We start from the raw sequence: 16,658 nt of genomic DNA, 5'->3' as shown, positions 1-16,658 counted from the left end.
TTTTGCTGACGTTATTCCAACCGGGGGCAGCTTATGACGGAATCGCTTCCGAAGCCACCTGTTAAAGGGAAAGTGATCTGACGTTTCATATCCATATTTCAATTCGAATTCATAAAAAAATCACAATTTATCTGATGAAATTTAAGGTTTGTTTCAGCTTTGCATGGTAAAAAAGAAGCAGATAAAAAATTAGATTTAACATAGAATGAGGAGGAATTTATATGTATATGTTAAAAAGGTCTGCTGCATTTATCACAGCTGCCATTTTGTCAGTGGCTCCAATTACGGCGTTGGCGGCAACGGGAACCCAGATCAGCAGTGTTTCGCTTTACATATCATCGGAGATTGAGGCCGGAGAAAGCGGCAGTGATGTAACGGTCACTTCCAGTTCCAGCAAATTCAGCATCGACGATGTTGAGGTTACAAACCAACCGGATGAAGAATGGAAGGATGGAAATAAGCCCAAATTAAAGGTTACTTTAGAAGCAGAAGACGATTATTATTTTGCCTCTGGTTTTTCCAAAAGCAGCGTAAGCCTTAGCGGTTCCGATGGGACGGTCAGTTCTGTCAGCCGGAGCAGCAGTGAACTGATTGTCTATATAACGCTTAATGCTTTGGAGGATGATGAAAGTGACCATGAGCTGGCAGTGAGTAACTTAGAGTGGGATGAAGAAAACGGCACAGGCTCCTGGGATGAATGTGAGGATGCCAATAAATATGAGGTACGCCTTTACAGGGGAAGCAATGCAGTAACTTCCGTGCTTACGACCACCTATACCAGCTATGATTTTTCAAGCTATATGACGAATAGCGGAAATTATTCCTTCAAAGTGCGGGGAGTATACAACTCATCCAATAAAGGCAGTTGGGAAGAATCGGACAGCTGGTATGTATCAGCCGATGTGGCTGAGGAGATCAGTTCTAAAAGCTCAAGCGGCGTTTCAGGGCCGGGAAGCGGCACGGGAACAGGCGCATGGCTGAAGGACAGCACAGGCTGGTGGTATTGTAATGCGGACAAAAGCTATACCATCAGCAACTGGCAGTATATTGATGATTGCTGGTATTATTTTAACGGGTCCGGATATATGGTTACAGGCTGGATCAATTGGAATTCCCTATGGTATTATTGCGGAGAAAGCGGGGCTATGCTTATAAACACTATAACGCCGGACGGGTATGAGGTAGGAAGCGACGGGGCGTGGATCCAGTCATAAAACAGATAGAATACTGCAAAGAGAAAGAAGGACAGGAGTGTTATATTCCTGTCCTTTTGCATGCTATTTCCTAATGTGTCAGTGTATCCGCACCATTTCGTTGGTCCACACTGCCGCCAGATTTACCGCTCCCCGGAAACCGGCAAGGGGAGGCTCATAGGCATGGCGCCAGATGTGGTCAGGTACTGCGATTTGCAGGCTCTGGTCTCTTTTCGCCATGTGAAGCAGTTCACCGCTGCCCATAAGAAACCCCTTTGAACCGCTTGCAACCTTCTCTTTGACGGAATCATCCAGATAGGCCATATCTCCACCTGCCATTTCGGGACAATCACAATAACATTCGGTTCGTGAGAATCCGAAACATTCTTTTCCGTATTCCGCAATTCCAGGCACTACATCGGCATGTCCGGCTAGAACCAGCTTATTATCTTCTCTGTGGACACGGAGGAAGCGGGCCAGTACCGTCTGCATTGGCGCTATTTGCTCCAGTGCATTTTCTTTTTCCCGGCGGATAAACGACTTGTCCGCCTGCCTGCCGCATATGGCTGCCCCATCCTCCAGCCAGTCAAGGGTTCCCTGGATTCCATAGGGGCGTGCCGTCAGGTAAGGCGTGCCAAAGCGTTCCTGGAGATATTCCGCGGCGGCTTCTCCCTCCCTTCGGATGACAAAGTTCAAATGAGCCGCGCCCAATGTTTCCAATTGGGAGATGTTTGTTCCGGAGGTCATGGTGCACAAATGCTCCATTCCCAAGGCACCTGACGCCAGCCGGGCGATCTCGGCGGCATCCGCATGAAAACGAAACATGTCCGCACAGGAGCCGATGATGTTAAAGGAGGGCCGTTCCGTTTGCTGCACTTCCTTTGGTAAGGTTTTGCAGAGCTCCAAAAGGGTAAATTCCACCCCCTTGTGCCCGCAGACATCAAATCCACCTGCAGTTACCGGGATCAGGCGTGTATCGGGAAATTGAGGCGACAGCTCCTGAGCCAGTGCTTTTAAGTCTATTCCAATTACCTCAGGCACGGAGGAGGGCAGCAGGAAGATCGTTTTTATGCCCTGATTTTCTGATACCCACTCCACCGCACGTGTCAGCCGGCTGGTATCCCCCATGGCAATATCGGTTTCTCCTATATGGGTGGAATAGAGCTTTCCGCCATAGGAACCCATCCGGTGAAGGAAGGTCCTTCCATAGGCCATATGTCCCATGCAGCCAAATTCTATCACGGCCGACTGGGCGATGCCGGATAAACACCAAAGTGCCCCCATCCGCCCTGACAGGGGCGGTGCTGTTTTATACAGTCCCATTGGTCCGTTCCTCCTTTCCGATCCTAAACGCCCTGGTCATGCGACTGAGCAGGTCAATGGTCCTTTCATACCCAATGCGGCCGTATAGGTCCAGTACGGGCACACTGGGCGGATTGTTCCGGCCCCTGCCGCCCCAATCACCCATCACCAGGTCCGGGCGCAATTCTTCAATGATCTGCCTGTCGGCCTGCTCGTTGAGCATCAGGCAGATGATAGGATTTATATCCTGCCCGGTCAGCACTTTTTTCCAGCCTGTGTCCGAGGGATAAAACTCTGCCATGTGTATCATGATGGGGGACATTCCTAAGTCCGATAAATAAGCAGATAAGGGCAGCGGCTGAACCGTGCCTAAGTTTGCGCTGATATACTGCAGGGCTTTCAACTGGGCAGCTGCCGCTTTCTGCGCTCTTTTCCCTTCTTTTTTCTGTTCTGCAAACTCATGTGCCATCTCTAAGTCCAAATGCTGCCCGATCTGTGAATAAGTGCTTTCTATCTCCCGGACATTGTATACATCGTGGAGGCTGACAAAGGGGATGTCATGCTCTTTCGCCATCCACTTAGCGAGGGGATCCATAAACGGGGAGAGGACGAGATTCAGTCTTGCGTCTCCGGAGGATATAAAGTCATCCAGCGAGGAATCCGGTGCCAAAAACCGCAGGGGCACGCCCTGATGTTCCAGAAATGAAATCAGATGAGGCATGGGAACATGCTCCTCTAAGGCACTGCGGCCAAGGACATTGACGGTCGTTCCCTTACTGACGGATTTTTCAATGGTCGTTCCCAATGCCAGAAGGGTTTTCCAATATCCTGGCTCGTAGCCGCCGCATTTAAAATTCCCAAAAGGTAGGTGGATGAGCATTGCTTTTACCTCTGGCTGCATCTCAAGGCAGATGCTTTCCATGTCAAGGCCAATGAGCTCCGGCACACAGGTGGAAAGGAGCAATATAAGCCTTGCACCGGCTTGATCCATTTCCCGGATGGCCTCCATCAGCCCTTTTCGGAATCCAAATACCACCTCTTTGCTGTCCAGGACGTAATTCCAATGCAAAGCCTCCTCCCCGTAAGGGGATGAAAGGGGGACATTGCGGCTGTAGTACCCGCATTCGGCAGTGCCGATCAGGAGTGTAGACACGCCTCTTATGTTAGCGGCCAGAGCCAGTGCCGTGTGCATAGGGCAGTGGACGCCGGGAAAGGCAGCAGGTGTCAGCTGGCGGACGGCAGTCATGCTCCTGACAGCTGACAGGCATTTTAAATGTTTGATATCGTTCATGCCAGCCCTCCTTCCAGAAGCAGACGGGCCAGGTCCTGATACCTCTTTGCCATATGGCTGTCAGGAAATGCCTCCACTACAGTTTTTCCCTGTTCTTCCGAACGCTGCACATGGGGATCCCGGGGAATATGAAAAAGGATGGAAGCGTCTATTTCATCGGCGGCTTTTTGTACAAGGCCTTCTTCTCCCTCAAAGTTTTTTGCGTTGAAAATCAGACCCCTAAGGCCGGCATAGCCTCTGGGCGCAAAGCTCTTGACCGCCTGCGCGATGTTGGCGGCGGCGTAAAGACTCATCATTTCCCCGGAAGTGACAATGCACACTTCGTCTGCGTAGCCGCCTCGGATGGGCATGGCAAATCCTCCGCAAACCACGTCGCCTAATACGTCATACAGCACGACATCAGGAGAAAACACAGCGTAGGCATCTAACTCTTCCAGGGTTTCAAATGCAGTGATGATGCCCCGGCCGGCACAGCCCACTCCCGGAACCGGCCCGCCGGATTCTACACATAAAACACCGGTCTTGCTTTTGAACACGATATCGTCCAGTTCTACATCTCCCTTATCCCGCAAAGTGTCCAATACGGTGGGGATGTTTTTCCCGCCTGTTAAGTTACGGGTGGAATCTGCTTTGGGGTCGCAGCCGATTTGCAGTACAGTGAGCCCCAGTTTTGCCATGGCAGCAGATAGGTTGGAAACCGTAGTTGACTTCCCAATGCCGCCTTTTCCATAAATAGCAATTCGTTTCATAATATTAAACTCCCTTAGTCAATCAAATGGTATGAGATGCAGGCAGGCCTGCCGGTTCGGGGGTCGGCGGCTATTTCTGCATCGATATGAAAGGTTTCCCGCAAAACCCCGGGCGTCATGATTTCCTCCGGCGTACCCTGCGCTACAATGCTTCCGCCCCGGATGGCCACGAGAAAATCTGAAAAGCGGGAGGCAAGGTTTAAGTCATGGAGCACCATGGCAATGGTACAATTCCGTTCCCTGTTAAGCGTTTCCAACAGTTCCAGAACCTCAAGCTGATAGGCCATGTCTAAGTAGGTGGTGGGCTCGTCAAGCAAAATCAAGTCGGTCTCCTGGGCAAGAGCCATGGCAATCCAAACCCTCTGCCGCTGCCCGCCTGAAAGGGCATCAACCGCTGCTGTTTCTAAACCGGTGAGCCGGGTCACCTCCATCGCCCATGTGATCTTGTCCTCATCCTCTTTCTTTTCCTTGCCTAAGCCATGACGGCGGGGAAAGCGCCCATAGGATACAAGCTCCCTTACGGTCAGACCTGCAGGTGCAGTGGGTGTTTGAGGCAATATGGACATCCGCTTTGCCACCTCTCTTGTGGGAAGGGCCTGGATATCACTGCCGTTAAGAAGCACCCAGCCTTTTTGCGGCTTAAGGATGCGGCCGGCCGCCTTTAATATGGTGGATTTTCCGCAGCCATTGGGCCCTATGAGGGAAGTGACTTTTCCATGGGGAATCATTAAATCCAGACAGTCCACCACCCGGCGCCCGTCATAGGCCAGCCTTAATTCTCTTGTTGCTATTGCGTTCATTTTATCGCCTCATTTCTTTTTCCCGCCGGGAAAGCAGGTATATAAAGTACGGTGCACCGATTATGGATACCACCACACCAGTGGGCAGTGACGACGGCTGGATGACAACCCGGGCAATGGTATCAGCTGCCGATACCAGCAGTGCTCCCAGCAGAGCACATACGGGCAGGGCAATGCCATGCCCCGGCCCTACGATACGGCGGGTGATGTGGGGAGCCATAAGCCCAACAAAGCTGATGCTGCCGCTAACCGAGACACAGGCGCCGGCTAAGGCTGCCGCCATGAGCAGAAGCTTTCTCCGTTCCTTGTTCACGGAAACGCCAAGGCCGGCAGCGGTTTCATCCCCAAGACCCATAACATCTAAGATCCCGGCTTTGTATAAGGAGGCAGGAAGCAGGACACACAGCCAGGGCAGAAGGGCCAGTACAAATGTCCAGTTAGCTCCCCAGATGCTTCCTGTCTGCCATGAGGAAACAAAAGCGTATTGGGTGTCGTCAAGCTTAACCACCAGCAGGGTGGTCAGGGCGGATAACCCTGCCTGGATCGCGATTCCGGTCATCACCATGGATACAGGCGTTGTGCCTGCTCCTTTTTTGCAGGAAAGGAAATAGACGAAAACTGCCGCAGCACCTGCCCCAAAAAGTGCCAGAACAGGAAGCGTGAAAACGGCAAGCGGGGACCGGGGGCCAACGAAAAGTACATAAAGCACCACCATAAGCCCTGCGCCTGAATGGATGCCTAAAAGCCCAGGATCTGCCAGGGGATTTTTTGTGACCCCCTGTAAGAGACAGCCGGATACCGCCAGTCCGGCTCCCACCAGCATGGAAAGGACTATGCGGGGAAGGCGGAAGGAGAACAGGATCAGCTTCTCTTTTTCCCTGCCGCCGCCCATAATGGCGTGGAGGATGTCTGGAGGGGATAGCTTGCTGTAGCCGGTGTTCAGGCTGATAAGCCCGGACAGGATAAGAAGCACAATACATGTTCCTATTACCATCGTATTCCGCATTGCGGTCTTTCTTTTTAAAAGGTTTGTTTCTTTCTGCGTCATTTAAGCATCCCTCCTTGTTTTGTGCGACAGATATAGAAAGAAGGGAACGCCGATGAGGGATGTGATTACACCCAGGGGAACCTCAAATGGCGGGTTTACCGTCCTTGCGCCTAAATCTGCCAGAACCAGCAGCAAGGCTCCCAGAACAGCTGCGGAGGGTATTATTTTTTTATAGTCCACACCCACGAGAAACCGGGCTCCATGGGGGATGATGAGCCCCACAAAGGAAACGGATCCTACCACCGATACAGAAATACCTGCCAATGCAAGCACTACAAGTGTGCAGAGACAATGGACAAGGGCCGTGTTAAGTCCAAGCCCTGTGGCAACATCCTCGCCCATATTCAGTATGGATACATAGGGGGAAAGCAAAAACGCGCACAGCAGGGCAGCCGAAACCACAGGCGCTAGAATATAAAACTGCTGCCACGTTACGCTGGCCACTCCACCCACAGTCCAAAACAGCACATCCCTGCCTGCCTCAAAGCCCAGGGCGATCCCCTGACTCAGTGCCGTTAAAAGTGTACTGATTGCAGCGCCGGCCAGCACCAGGTCCATAGGACTCCTTCCGCCTTTATGGGATGCGGCAATGCAGTTAATCAGAAGAGCGCCAAGGGCCGCACCCAGGAAAGAAAAAACGATCAGCATGCCATAGCTTATCCCCGGCATAAATGCAAAGCACAATGCAATGGCAAAACCTGCTCCTGCATTGATCCCCATAAGTCCTGAGTCGGCCATGGGATTGCGGGTGGTTCCCTGCATAATTGCACCAGCCACGGCAAGAGCCGCGCCAATCAGCCCGCTGATGAGCACTCTGGGCAGCCGTAAGTCTATGACCATAAGGTGCTGGGGATTCCTGCTGTCAAAATGTGTGAAAGCGTTAACAACAGTATCCATAGAAATGTTTGCAGTGCCCCGCGTAATGGAAATACACAGAAGAAGCATTAATACAATCATGCCGGCAGTAATGAGAGGACGCAGCGGGATAACACGCCTGGGGCAGCCGCTTTTAATGGGGTTGTGTTTATGGATCATCATTTGATTGCCCGAACCAGCTTTTTGGCAGTTAACTCCATGGCTAAAGGACCAAAGGTGTTAAGGGAGTCATCAAAATAAAGTACATTGCCATTTTTTACGGCGCTCATATTCATCCAGACCGATGAAGCTTCCTGGGATTTTACAAAACCTTTTGCAGTATCAATATAGTCCATGAAGATGATGTAATCCGGGTCCATTTCCGCCACCGCTTCCAGGGAGAAGGTTTCATAACCGAAGGTATATCCTTTGGGCGGAGTGATGCCGAAGGCATCGTAATAGCTGCGGCTGCCCCGGGCAACAAATGCCTTGCCGCCGCTGGTGCGGAAAATAGCAACGGTTTTATCCTGCTGGCTCAACACTTCACGGGCTGATGCTATGGCTTCCTCGGTTTCCCTGATGAGTTTCCCGGCGGCATCTTCCTTGCCCACGAGTTCTCCGCAGGCACGGGTCTGGTTCTGCCATGTGTCACTATAATCCAACAGTACCACAGGGGCGATCTGATTTAACTGGTCATATATTTCGTCCAGACCTGTGTGCCCGGCAAAGGTTACGATCATATCTGGTTTCGCTTCCAGAACCGCTTCCAGATTGATTTCCCGTGCACTTCCAAGATCCATGATTTCTGCGGTTCCGTCATAGGGAATCAGTGTTTCATAGGTTTCCAAAGCCTTCTGTGCCGTTCCTGCCGAAGCCCCTGCCGAGGCGGTAACCGGAGTGCCCAGTGCAAAAAAGTATTCCAGATAGTTGGAATGGAGAATGGCAATGCGCTTTGGCTGGCTGGCCAGGGTTATATTATGACCGCCGGCATCCGTTATGGTGCGCGGCCACGAAGAATCTTTAGAAGTGTCCGGCAGCTGCGGTTTTCCGGATTCTTGTGTACCAGTGCTTTCTGTTGGTACCGGGTTTGCCGGCTGCTGTTCCTTTGAACAAGCGGATAACAGTCCGGCAGTTAAAGCCAGTGTAAATAAAATAGAGATTTGTTTTTTCAATGTAATACCTCCTAATTATTGGTTAGATGGAACTAACTCCTGGTTAATATATCAAACCACGATGCTTATGTGAATGGCTTTATCCGCAATTTATATGGACATATCCTGAATTGTAGCTGGCAGCACAAAAAAACGCCCATGGAAAAACATGGGCGTTTCCTTGTGCCGGCGGCTTATTCTTCCCTGAATTTGCTTGGAGGCACTCCAAAATGTCTCTTAAATATGCGGCTGAAATACAGCGCATCCGGGTAGCCTGTCTGCTCTCCTATGGTTCCTATGGGAATGGAGGTTGTAACAAGCAGCTCCCGGGCGCGGTTTAAACGGTACGTCCGTAAGTAATCTGCCGGCCCCATGCCTGCATACTTTTGAAAAACATAAAACAAACGGTTTTCATTAACTTCGTTTTGCCTGGCCAGTGAATTTACGGTTAAACCATCCATGTAGTGGGAATGGATGTACTCCGATACCGATTCAAAAAGCTCCTGTGCGCCGTACCTCGTTTGGTTCCTGACACACAAGAACGTTTCCTCCAGCACCCGGCGGAACAAGGTTTCCGTTTGAAAGACTGCAAGACCGCCGGGCCGGTTTGAAGCTGCGTACAAATGATGGAGCATATCGTATAGCTGGGGGCTTTGTCCGACGGTTAAGCTGAAATGGGTATTCTTTAGTCTCATGTGAGGTGATTCGCCGTAAGTTTCATAAAGAACAGAAACGAATTCCCAGTCTTCGTCTCCAATGACACGCTTTCGCATGGCGGTGTTGGCCGAACCATGGATAACAACTCCTGGTTTGATAAAATATGGCGTATCGTTAAACTGGTATTCAGCGCAGCCGGAAAGCGGGAATATAAACCCCGGATAAGACGCGGTTCTTTGAATGCCCTTACTACCGGCTGGTATTTTATAACGGTATACCCCTTGTACTTGAAAAAGTGTGGATGCAAAATGTTCCACAATCGTATTTAGTTCCATTGCCATGGCTCCACATCACATTCCTTAGATAATAAAAGTATTGATAGTATCACATAGAAAGGTCCTCTGTCAGAAAACCTTACCGTATCATCATACCACAGGTTCTCTGCCATAAAAAAGGAATTCACAGAAATATCACGGATTTAACCGTATTTTTTAAGGTTCCTTTCAGTTGAAGATGATAGGATATAGCACATAGAAAAGAAAAGGAGGCAGTGGCAATGGTACAGGAAATCTTTAAAAGATATGAAAAAAAATACCTCTTGGCTCCTGACCAATATCAGGGATTGATGAGGGAACTGGTCAAGCGGATGTCCGCGGATAGTTACGGAAAACATACAATATCTAATATTTATTTTGATACCAGAGATTTTGAGCTTATCCGTCATTCGGCTGAAAAGCCGGATTACAAGGAAAAGGTCCGGCTTCGGGCATATGGGAAACCAGAGGAAGAAAGTACGGTTTACGCAGAATTAAAAAAGAAGTATGATGGGGTCGTTTATAAGCGAAGAATACCGCTGATCATGGAAGAGGCCAGAAAATATCTTTATTATGGCATATATCCCAAGGAGGACAGCCAGGTTCTTAAGGAGATCGATTATGTCATGAGGCTGTATGATTTAAAACCCATGGCCTTTGTTGCTTATGACAGGACCGCCTTTTTTGGAAATGAAAACAGGGAACTGAGAGTTACATTTGACCGGAACATACGGTGCAGGAACAGGGAACTTGATCTGGTAAAAGGGGACTATGGAACCTGTATTTTAACTGAGAACCAGATTCTGATGGAGGTTAAAATTCCCGGGGCAATGCCCGTATGGATGAGCCGCATGTTTTCCCAGCTTGAGATCTATCCGGTATCCTTTTCAAAATATGGCATGTACTATAAAGGGATATTATATAAAAACCAGGTTTCAGAAGGGAGGATTTCTTGTGCTTGATAATATTTTAACAGAAACAACCAGTTCCAGCCTGACAATCGGACATCTGCTGGTCTGCATGCTCGTATCCCTGGGACTCGGTGTATTTCTGGCAATCCTTCATACATTCAGAAATACATACAGTAAAAATTTCATTGTAACATTGGCGCTGCTTCCTGCCATTGTACAGGTGGTCATTACCATTGTAAATGGCAATCTGGGAACAGGGGTAGCGGTAATGGGTGCCTTCAGCCTGGTCCGGTTCCGTTCTGTGCCGGGAAATTCCAGGGAAATCGGCAGTATATTTTTGGCTATGGCGGTGGGGCTTGCAGCAGGAATGGGATATTTAGGGGCGGCCGTAATGATGTCTGTAGTAATAGGAGGAGCCATGATGCTTCTGGTATCTCTGCCCCTTGGAAAGAAAGGCTGTACAAAGCGGGAGCTTAAGATCACAATACCGGAAAATCTTGATTATACCGGAATTTTTGACGACATATTTTCAAAGTATGCCGGAAGGGTACAGCTGAACAGGGTCAAGACCGTAAATATGGGAAGCCTTTATGAGCTTTGTTTTCAGGTGGATTTAAAAGCGGAGCAGGAAGAGAAAAAAATGCTGGACGAGATCCGGTGCAGAAACGGCAATCTGCCCATCACATGCGGAAGGGTTCCGGAGAGCCGAGAGGAATTATAGAAAATTCAGGAGGAAATAAATGAATAAAAAAATAAGATGCGGACACCCGGTGAAGCGGGGCGCGCTGTTAGCAGCAGGATTTATTGGATTGGCATTCCTCACAGGCTGTCAGAAAGACAGCGGGGATACACTTAACCAAAATGAAAGTAATGGCGGCGGGACAGAAACCGTCATTACCGGGTCAAAACAGGGATTTACCGTGGCAGGCGGCGGGGCAAAGGCTTCTGAAAACGTGGTCACCATTTCTAACCCGGGAACCTACCGGTTTAACGGCACTGTGGAAGACGGAAGGGTGGTGATCGATGCAGGAACCGAGGATGAGGTCACGGTGATCCTGGACGGTTTTTCCATTACAAGTTCGGATTTCTCCCCCGTATATGGAAAGCAGTGCGGCCTTTTAACGGTTGTCCTGGAAGATGGAACAGAAAACACCTTATCAGACGGTTCCGCCTACTCCTATTCAACCGCCGGGGAAAATGAACCGGATGCGGCCATATTCAGTAAGGCTGACCTTGTTTTTGAAGGCGGGGGAACCTTGACTGTCAACGGAAATTATCAGGAAGGAATCAGGGGAAAAGACGATTTGACCATTCAGTCCGGCAACTATGTGATTTATTCGGTGAATGATGGGATTAAGGGAAAGGATTCCGTGGAAATAGCAGATGGGACCTTTGCCATAACCTCAGGAGGCGATGGAATTCAGGCCAGCAATGATACGGATGAGGGAAAAGGATATGTAAAAATCGGAGGTGGCAATTTTACCATCAATGCAGGAGAAAAGGGTATTAAGGCAGAGTCTCTGGTGGAAATAGCAGGAGGGGACATAACCGTGGATTCAGTGGATGATGCGGTCCACAGCAACAAAGATGTGAAAATATCATCAGGAACACTGGCTTTATCAACAGGAGACGATGCCATTCATGGAGATAACCAGGTGGAGATATCAGGCGGAACCATTGATATCACCAAAAGCTATGAAGGCCTGGAAGGTTTATGTATTGACATAACGGGAGGGGAAATTAAGGTGGTTTCCGATGATGACGGGCTGAATGCGGCAGGCGGCAATGACTCTTCGGGGAATGCCGGAAAGATGGGAGACAGCGCGCCCCGCTTTACCGGGAGTGATTTTTTTGCATCGGCAGAGGGCGCTTACATCCGGATCACCGGCGGCAGCTTGAGCGTAAAGGCCATGGGAGACGGTATTGATTCAAACGGAGATCTTTTTGTAGAAGGCGGCTCCATTTACGTGGAAGGGCCGGAAAGCAGCGGAAATGGAATTCTGGATTTTAACGGCACAGGAACGATCACAGGCGGAACATTTACGGGAGTTGGCAATGCCGGGATGTTCCAGGTATTTTCAGAAACGTCCAGCCAGCCGGTTATCGTAAAATATTACGAAGAAAAACAGGCAGCAGGAACAGCTGTGGAGGTTTTAGACGGTTCCGGAACACAGCTGGCCAAGGTTACTCCTGATAAGGCATTTTCCGTGTTGATTTTCAGCTCTCCTGATCTGGAAACGGGGAAAACCTATCAGATCCGTACAGGAGAAGATACGGCGGAAATTCAGGTGACCGGAATTGTGAATCAGTCAGGAGAAGCTTTGGAACAGGACAGAGGCGGAATCAGAGGGGGAAATGGAGCCGGTGAAAGACAGGGGAGGCCCGGAGAACTGCCGGAAGGCGATTTCAAGCCGGAAGATGGCGGCGGGGAAGCAAGGCCAAGCAGACCGGCGGGAGGTCCTTCTGAGAATAAGACGGATAGTAAAACGCAAAATCAATAATGCATAATGGATATAAGGAGCTTTTGCCAGGCAGCATTCCCTGCTCACATGGCATAGACTCCTTCTCTATCTGCTTTAAGGAAGCGGAAATATCCGGCATGATCTTTCTTGCCAGGGGCTGGATTTATTCTTCTCCAACCCTGCGGCAATTTGGCCTGCCTGATTCCGCTTCTTTATGATCAACAAAAACTGTAAAGTGCAGCGAAAGTGGAATCCATAAAAAACTATTGAGAAAAAGACTCATTCATTCGCCCATATCATCATTGACAACGGATAACCTCCCCGATATACTGAGATGGCAATGGTTAGTTTTAACTAACTAAAAACAGGAGGATGCAATGGTTAAGAAAAAGTTGATTCAAAAAGCAGTGGTACCAATATTGACGGCCGCTTGTGTACTTTCCCAGTTCGGCATAGCCTGGGCTGGCGTAACAGGCAGTTCCCAGGTAAACACAGAGGGGGGCATATATACACAGGGCGACTGGAAATATGAAAATGAAAGCTGGAAACATTATGATGTCTCAGGAACCTTAAGCGCCGGATGGATTAAAAAGGCATCGGGCTGGTATTATATTCACCCGGAAAACGGTTCCATGATGACAGGATGGTTTCAGGATGAAAAGGGAATGAAATATTATCTGAACACTTCCAATGATGGTACAGAGGGCCAGATGCGCTCCGGCTGGTACCAGGATGGCGGCGGAATATGGTACTTTTTTAATACGGCCAAGGATGGAACCCTTGGAGCCATGAAGACCGGGTGGCAGTGGATTGACGGTTATTGTTATTATTTTAATACTGCTGACGGAACAGACATGGGAAGGATGTTTACAGGCCAGACAACCCCGGATGGATATTTTGTGAATGGAGACGGCCGCTGGGCGGAGTCAGACGGAACTGTTCATTACGAGGTCGGCAGAGGCTTAGCCTCAGTGCCTGCAGCAGAAAGCACTAAGAAAACAGCATCTTCCGGCGGAGGAAGCAGTTCTTCTGGAAGAAGCAGTTCCTCAGGCGGAGGCAATTCCTCAGGCAATGAGAATCCTGGAGGCAGCCCCGGCGGGAATGAGGGCAATCATAACGAAGAAAACAACAGCCAGGAAGGTAAGGATGTTTTTGTTGATGCAGAAAAGACAAAGCTGGTAGACTTAGGCTGGATCCAATATGCAGTTATTGCTTTCCAGGAAGGAAGTATAGACGATTATACCATTGATGTGGATGGGACAGATGTTACGGACGTATGCACAAACGTAGATGATGACGGAACTGTGGTTAAGTGGCAGACGACCTTATGGAAGCCGAATACCATCACTGTTACCAGGATTTCTGACGGCAAAGAGCAGGGCGTGAAGGTTGGAAAGGGCTTTATGGCAGAATCGCCGGAGAGAGGCAGCCTTGATTCAGCCCCCAGTGCGGTCCTGACCAACGGACCTATATCTGTCTTTGACTATTGGCTGGATAATTACGATAAAGACGGCAATGTGCGTGTAAGGCCTGAGAAGACCACCTTTCATTTAAGCGGAAAGAGTCAGCAGGCTTCCCCTGAGGTGCCTGCCGATTATTACCTGCCGGATACCATGATTGATAAAGACGGAAAGGGCAGGATCCAGCTTAAGCTGTCCTTAAAGACTCTGGCACAGGAAAATTGGTTTGACCAGCTGAAAACCATTAAGGCTATGGATGCTGAGAACACTATTTTAAACAAGAACCTTGTATTTACAACTGTTACCGAAACAGAATATGGAAAAACAGGAGTCATTACGATCCAGCTGCCCCAGTCCAACCTTTTTACCAGGGGACGTTATCAGCTGAACCTGTCTTCCGGATACAGCAAGGCAACCATGAACGTGCCCCTTCATCTTGTGGATAACAGGCTTTTTGTAATGAATTTAAATATTCTGAATCCGAGTCCAAAGGAGGGAGAAGACTTTGCCTTTGATATTGTTGGACCGGATGGAGAAAGCTTTGGAACAGAGATTCTGTCTCCGATTTACAGGGTGGATTTAACGATGCCGTCAGGAAAAGTAAAGTCTCTTACAAAAATAAACCAATGGTATGAGATTGGCGCCATGCTTCATATCTGCGGTACAGATACGGATGACAATGTGATCACCGATGAAAGCGGCATATATACGGTTACGGCATATGCAAATGGCTACCAGACAATGTCTAAGAAAGTGGAAGTGGGCAGCAATTCCCAGACCAGGGCAGGTGACCTTAAAATCTATGCAATGTCAAAATCTTACGGCATTGACGCCATGTCCAGCGCTACGATTTCCATACCGGATGGCGGCAGTTCCGGAGGCTCCGGTTCTTCCGGAGGTTCAAAAATTAACGGATTCCTGATATTTGACCATGATCTGCTGGCGAACGCATTGATATTACATGAGATCAACAATGTAAATGAAGACAGCGAGGCAATCGTGCAGTGGTGGTATGACCAGAAAGCACAAGCTGTTATGGATGAAAACGCTGAAGTTTTTTATGATTTTACCCACTATTTAAATGCAGTTAAAGATGGGAAGCTGGGGACAGGAGAATATCTTTCCTTTGATAAATATAAGGAGACCCAGACCGGAGGAGAGACTGGAAACCGCCCATACCAGATCAAGCGGGTCCTGGAAGACGGAAAATTAGGAACAGTTGAAAGCCTTATCTCCGTAGTAGGAAAAACGGCGCCTGCCCTTAAGGGTACAGAAGGAAAGCTGGGCGAGGATCTGGTGCTGACTTCTGATAAGGATGGGGATTATATTTCCAAAATAACAGCACTTTATCTGGACAATTCTGCAATCGCTCTTAGAAGTGACGATTATATTGCTGCTTATAAGATCAGCGAGGCAAAGGAAAGCGTTACCCTCCTGTCAAAAACAGAAGGAGCAGGAGGCGGTACGCTGCAGCTTACGGAAGGAGAGCACAAGCTGCGCATTGTTGCAGAGGGGTATAAGGAGCAGACGGTTGTTTTACATGTGGTTAAGGAATTGGAGAAATTGAACCTTTCTCTTGCTGATAATCCAGACAAGGCAGAAGCTGAGGAAACGTCAGTTTACCGCGTGGGACAGAAGGTTTACATCAATGCTGCAGCCGATGAAGACGATGAAAGCCAGAAGAAGCTTCGCGGTGACTTTGTGAAGAATTTAACGGGGATGACCCTGACCGATCCGGACGATAATACAAGGAAAGTGCTTTCCAAAGAACAGGGCGGACTATTCAGCCAGGATAATTATGAAAAAGGAGATTATTCTTTCTCCTTACAGAAAAACCTGTTTCAGAAGGCCGGGAATTATACGGTTTTAGTGACTGCTGAAGGATACACTGCCAAGACCCTGACTTTTGAAATTCTGGAAGCTGCAGGGAAACCGGTTGAGAATGAAAAATCAGCTCCTGGTGTGGAAACGACAAAATATGTAAAAGGAACTATCTGGGATCCGGCATATTACCGTGTAACCTTCGATACAACAGATGAGAAGGCAACAAAGGAATATTTAAATGCAGATAAAACAGTTTATGTTAACGGAATTCCGTATAAAAAGGCCATATCGTTATCTACTTCCAGGCAAAATGATTTTAAAGTATCGAATGATATTTCCTATGGAGTTGTAAAGTATCTTGACTTTACGACAGATGGCTTTACAGAAGAAGAAAACGAAGTAGTTATTGAGGTGAATGGCTATGAGACATTGACGTTCATGGTCGAATTCTTTGATCCGGAAGAAGGTATGGAAGGAAAGAGTGCTTCCGAATCCCTTAAGGCAGAGGAAGAGGCTGCGGAAATAAAGGAAGACAAGACAGAAGTAACGAAGGAAGAACCGGGCAAAGCCGAGGAAGACAAGACAGAAGAAGCTGAACAACGGGTTCAAACCACCTATGACAAAGCCCAGGCGAAATTAAA

Annotated in this window: 13 protein-coding genes; 5 read left to right on the top strand and 8 right to left on the bottom strand. The window is 48.8% G+C overall.

Translation table 11 applies throughout. From position 1 onward, the window contains the following. Nucleotides 1-221: 221 nt before the first annotated feature. On the top strand, nucleotides 222-1,214 hold the full coding sequence (locus RT269_RS26860) for a hypothetical protein (protein WP_313187305.1): 993 nt from the start codon (nucleotides 222-224) through the stop codon (nucleotides 1,212-1,214). A gap of 78 nt (nucleotides 1,215-1,292) precedes the next feature. Here the strand turns inward: RT269_RS26860 and RT269_RS26855 are convergent, their stop codons facing one another. The 8 genes from RT269_RS26855 to RT269_RS26820 form a co-directional block, all read right to left on the bottom strand. Continuing rightward, nucleotides 1,293-2,516 (bottom strand): nitrogenase component 1, encoded by a 1,224-nt coding sequence (locus tag RT269_RS26855; RefSeq protein ID WP_313187303.1) that lies wholly within the window; start codon nucleotides 2,514-2,516, stop codon nucleotides 1,293-1,295. Continuing rightward, nucleotides 2,503-3,786, bottom strand: coding sequence for a nitrogenase component 1 (locus RT269_RS26850; protein WP_313187302.1), 1,284 nt, complete (start codon nucleotides 3,784-3,786; stop codon nucleotides 2,503-2,505). The genes RT269_RS26855 and RT269_RS26850 overlap by 14 nt, the downstream gene beginning before the upstream one ends. Continuing rightward, nucleotides 3,783-4,535: a nitrogenase iron protein NifH gene (locus RT269_RS26845; RefSeq protein ID WP_313187300.1), complete on the bottom strand. Its 753-nt coding sequence runs from the start codon at nucleotides 4,533-4,535 to the stop codon at nucleotides 3,783-3,785. The genes RT269_RS26850 and RT269_RS26845 overlap by 4 nt, the downstream gene beginning before the upstream one ends. Before the next feature lie 14 nt (nucleotides 4,536-4,549). Then, entirely contained in the window at nucleotides 4,550-5,335 is a 786-nt protein-coding gene (locus tag RT269_RS26840) for an ABC transporter ATP-binding protein (RefSeq protein ID WP_313187298.1), read from the bottom strand. Nucleotide 5,336: 1 nt separating this feature from the next. Then, a complete protein-coding gene (locus RT269_RS26835; RefSeq protein ID WP_313187296.1) occupies nucleotides 5,337-6,383 on the bottom strand; it encodes a FecCD family ABC transporter permease in 1,047 nt (348 codons plus the stop codon). Continuing rightward, nucleotides 6,384-7,421: a FecCD family ABC transporter permease gene (locus RT269_RS26830; RefSeq protein WP_313187294.1), complete on the bottom strand. Its 1,038-nt coding sequence runs from the start codon at nucleotides 7,419-7,421 to the stop codon at nucleotides 6,384-6,386. Next, nucleotides 7,418-8,410 (bottom strand): iron-siderophore ABC transporter substrate-binding protein, encoded by a 993-nt coding sequence (locus RT269_RS26825; RefSeq protein ID WP_313187293.1) that lies wholly within the window; start codon nucleotides 8,408-8,410, stop codon nucleotides 7,418-7,420. The genes RT269_RS26830 and RT269_RS26825 overlap by 4 nt, the downstream gene beginning before the upstream one ends. A 173-nt stretch (nucleotides 8,411-8,583) precedes the next feature. Then, nucleotides 8,584-9,381 (bottom strand): AraC family transcriptional regulator, encoded by a 798-nt coding sequence (locus RT269_RS26820; RefSeq protein ID WP_313187292.1) that lies wholly within the window; start codon nucleotides 9,379-9,381, stop codon nucleotides 8,584-8,586. A gap of 221 nt (nucleotides 9,382-9,602) precedes the next feature. On the opposite strand from RT269_RS26820, the gene RT269_RS26815 reads away from it, so the two are divergent. The 4 genes from RT269_RS26815 to RT269_RS26800 form a co-directional block, all read left to right on the top strand. Next, the gene (locus RT269_RS26815) at nucleotides 9,603-10,322 is read left to right on the top strand and encodes a polyphosphate polymerase domain-containing protein (protein ID WP_313187291.1); all 720 of its coding nucleotides are present in this window, start codon (nucleotides 9,603-9,605) and stop codon (nucleotides 10,320-10,322) included. After that, entirely contained in the window at nucleotides 10,315-10,992 is a 678-nt protein-coding gene (locus RT269_RS26810; protein ID WP_313187290.1) for a DUF4956 domain-containing protein, read from the top strand. The genes RT269_RS26815 and RT269_RS26810 overlap by 8 nt, the downstream gene beginning before the upstream one ends. Before the next feature lie 19 nt (nucleotides 10,993-11,011). Then, on the top strand, nucleotides 11,012-12,772 hold the full coding sequence (locus RT269_RS26805; RefSeq protein WP_313187288.1) for a carbohydrate-binding domain-containing protein: 1,761 nt from the start codon (nucleotides 11,012-11,014) through the stop codon (nucleotides 12,770-12,772). Nucleotides 12,773-13,110: 338 nt separating this feature from the next. Beyond that, the coding region (locus RT269_RS26800) for a hemoblobin-interacting domain-containing protein (protein ID WP_313187287.1) at nucleotides 13,111-16,658 on the top strand (3,548 nt) is incomplete at its 3' end.

The organism is Lacrimispora sp. (assembly GCF_032078915.1).
Lineage (GTDB): Bacteria > Bacillota > Clostridia > Lachnospirales > Lachnospiraceae > Lacrimispora.
This window is presented reverse-complemented; position numbering and strand designations above follow the sequence as displayed.

Coding starts and splice junctions, on each gene's coding strand:
- RT269_RS26855 (WP_313187303.1), bottom strand. CDS start 2,516: ATGGGACTGTATAAAACAGCACCGCCCCTGTCAGGGCGGATGGGGGCA.
- RT269_RS26850 (WP_313187302.1), bottom strand. CDS start 3,786: ATGAACGATATCAAACATTTAAAATGCCTGTCAGCTGTCAGGAGCATG.
- RT269_RS26830 (WP_313187294.1), bottom strand. CDS start 7,421: ATGATGATCCATAAACACAACCCCATTAAAAGCGGCTGCCCCAGGCGT.
- RT269_RS26815 (WP_313187291.1), top strand. CDS start 9,603: ATGGTACAGGAAATCTTTAAAAGATATGAAAAAAAATACCTCTTGGCT.
- RT269_RS26805 (WP_313187288.1), top strand. CDS start 11,012: ATGAATAAAAAAATAAGATGCGGACACCCGGTGAAGCGGGGCGCGCTG.
- RT269_RS26820 (WP_313187292.1), bottom strand. CDS start 9,381: ATGGAACTAAATACGATTGTGGAACATTTTGCATCCACACTTTTTCAA.
- RT269_RS26835 (WP_313187296.1), bottom strand. CDS start 6,383: ATGACGCAGAAAGAAACAAACCTTTTAAAAAGAAAGACCGCAATGCGG.
- RT269_RS26860 (WP_313187305.1), top strand. CDS start 222: ATGTATATGTTAAAAAGGTCTGCTGCATTTATCACAGCTGCCATTTTG.
- RT269_RS26840 (WP_313187298.1), bottom strand. CDS start 5,335: ATGAACGCAATAGCAACAAGAGAATTAAGGCTGGCCTATGACGGGCGC.
- RT269_RS26845 (WP_313187300.1), bottom strand. CDS start 4,535: ATGAAACGAATTGCTATTTATGGAAAAGGCGGCATTGGGAAGTCAACT.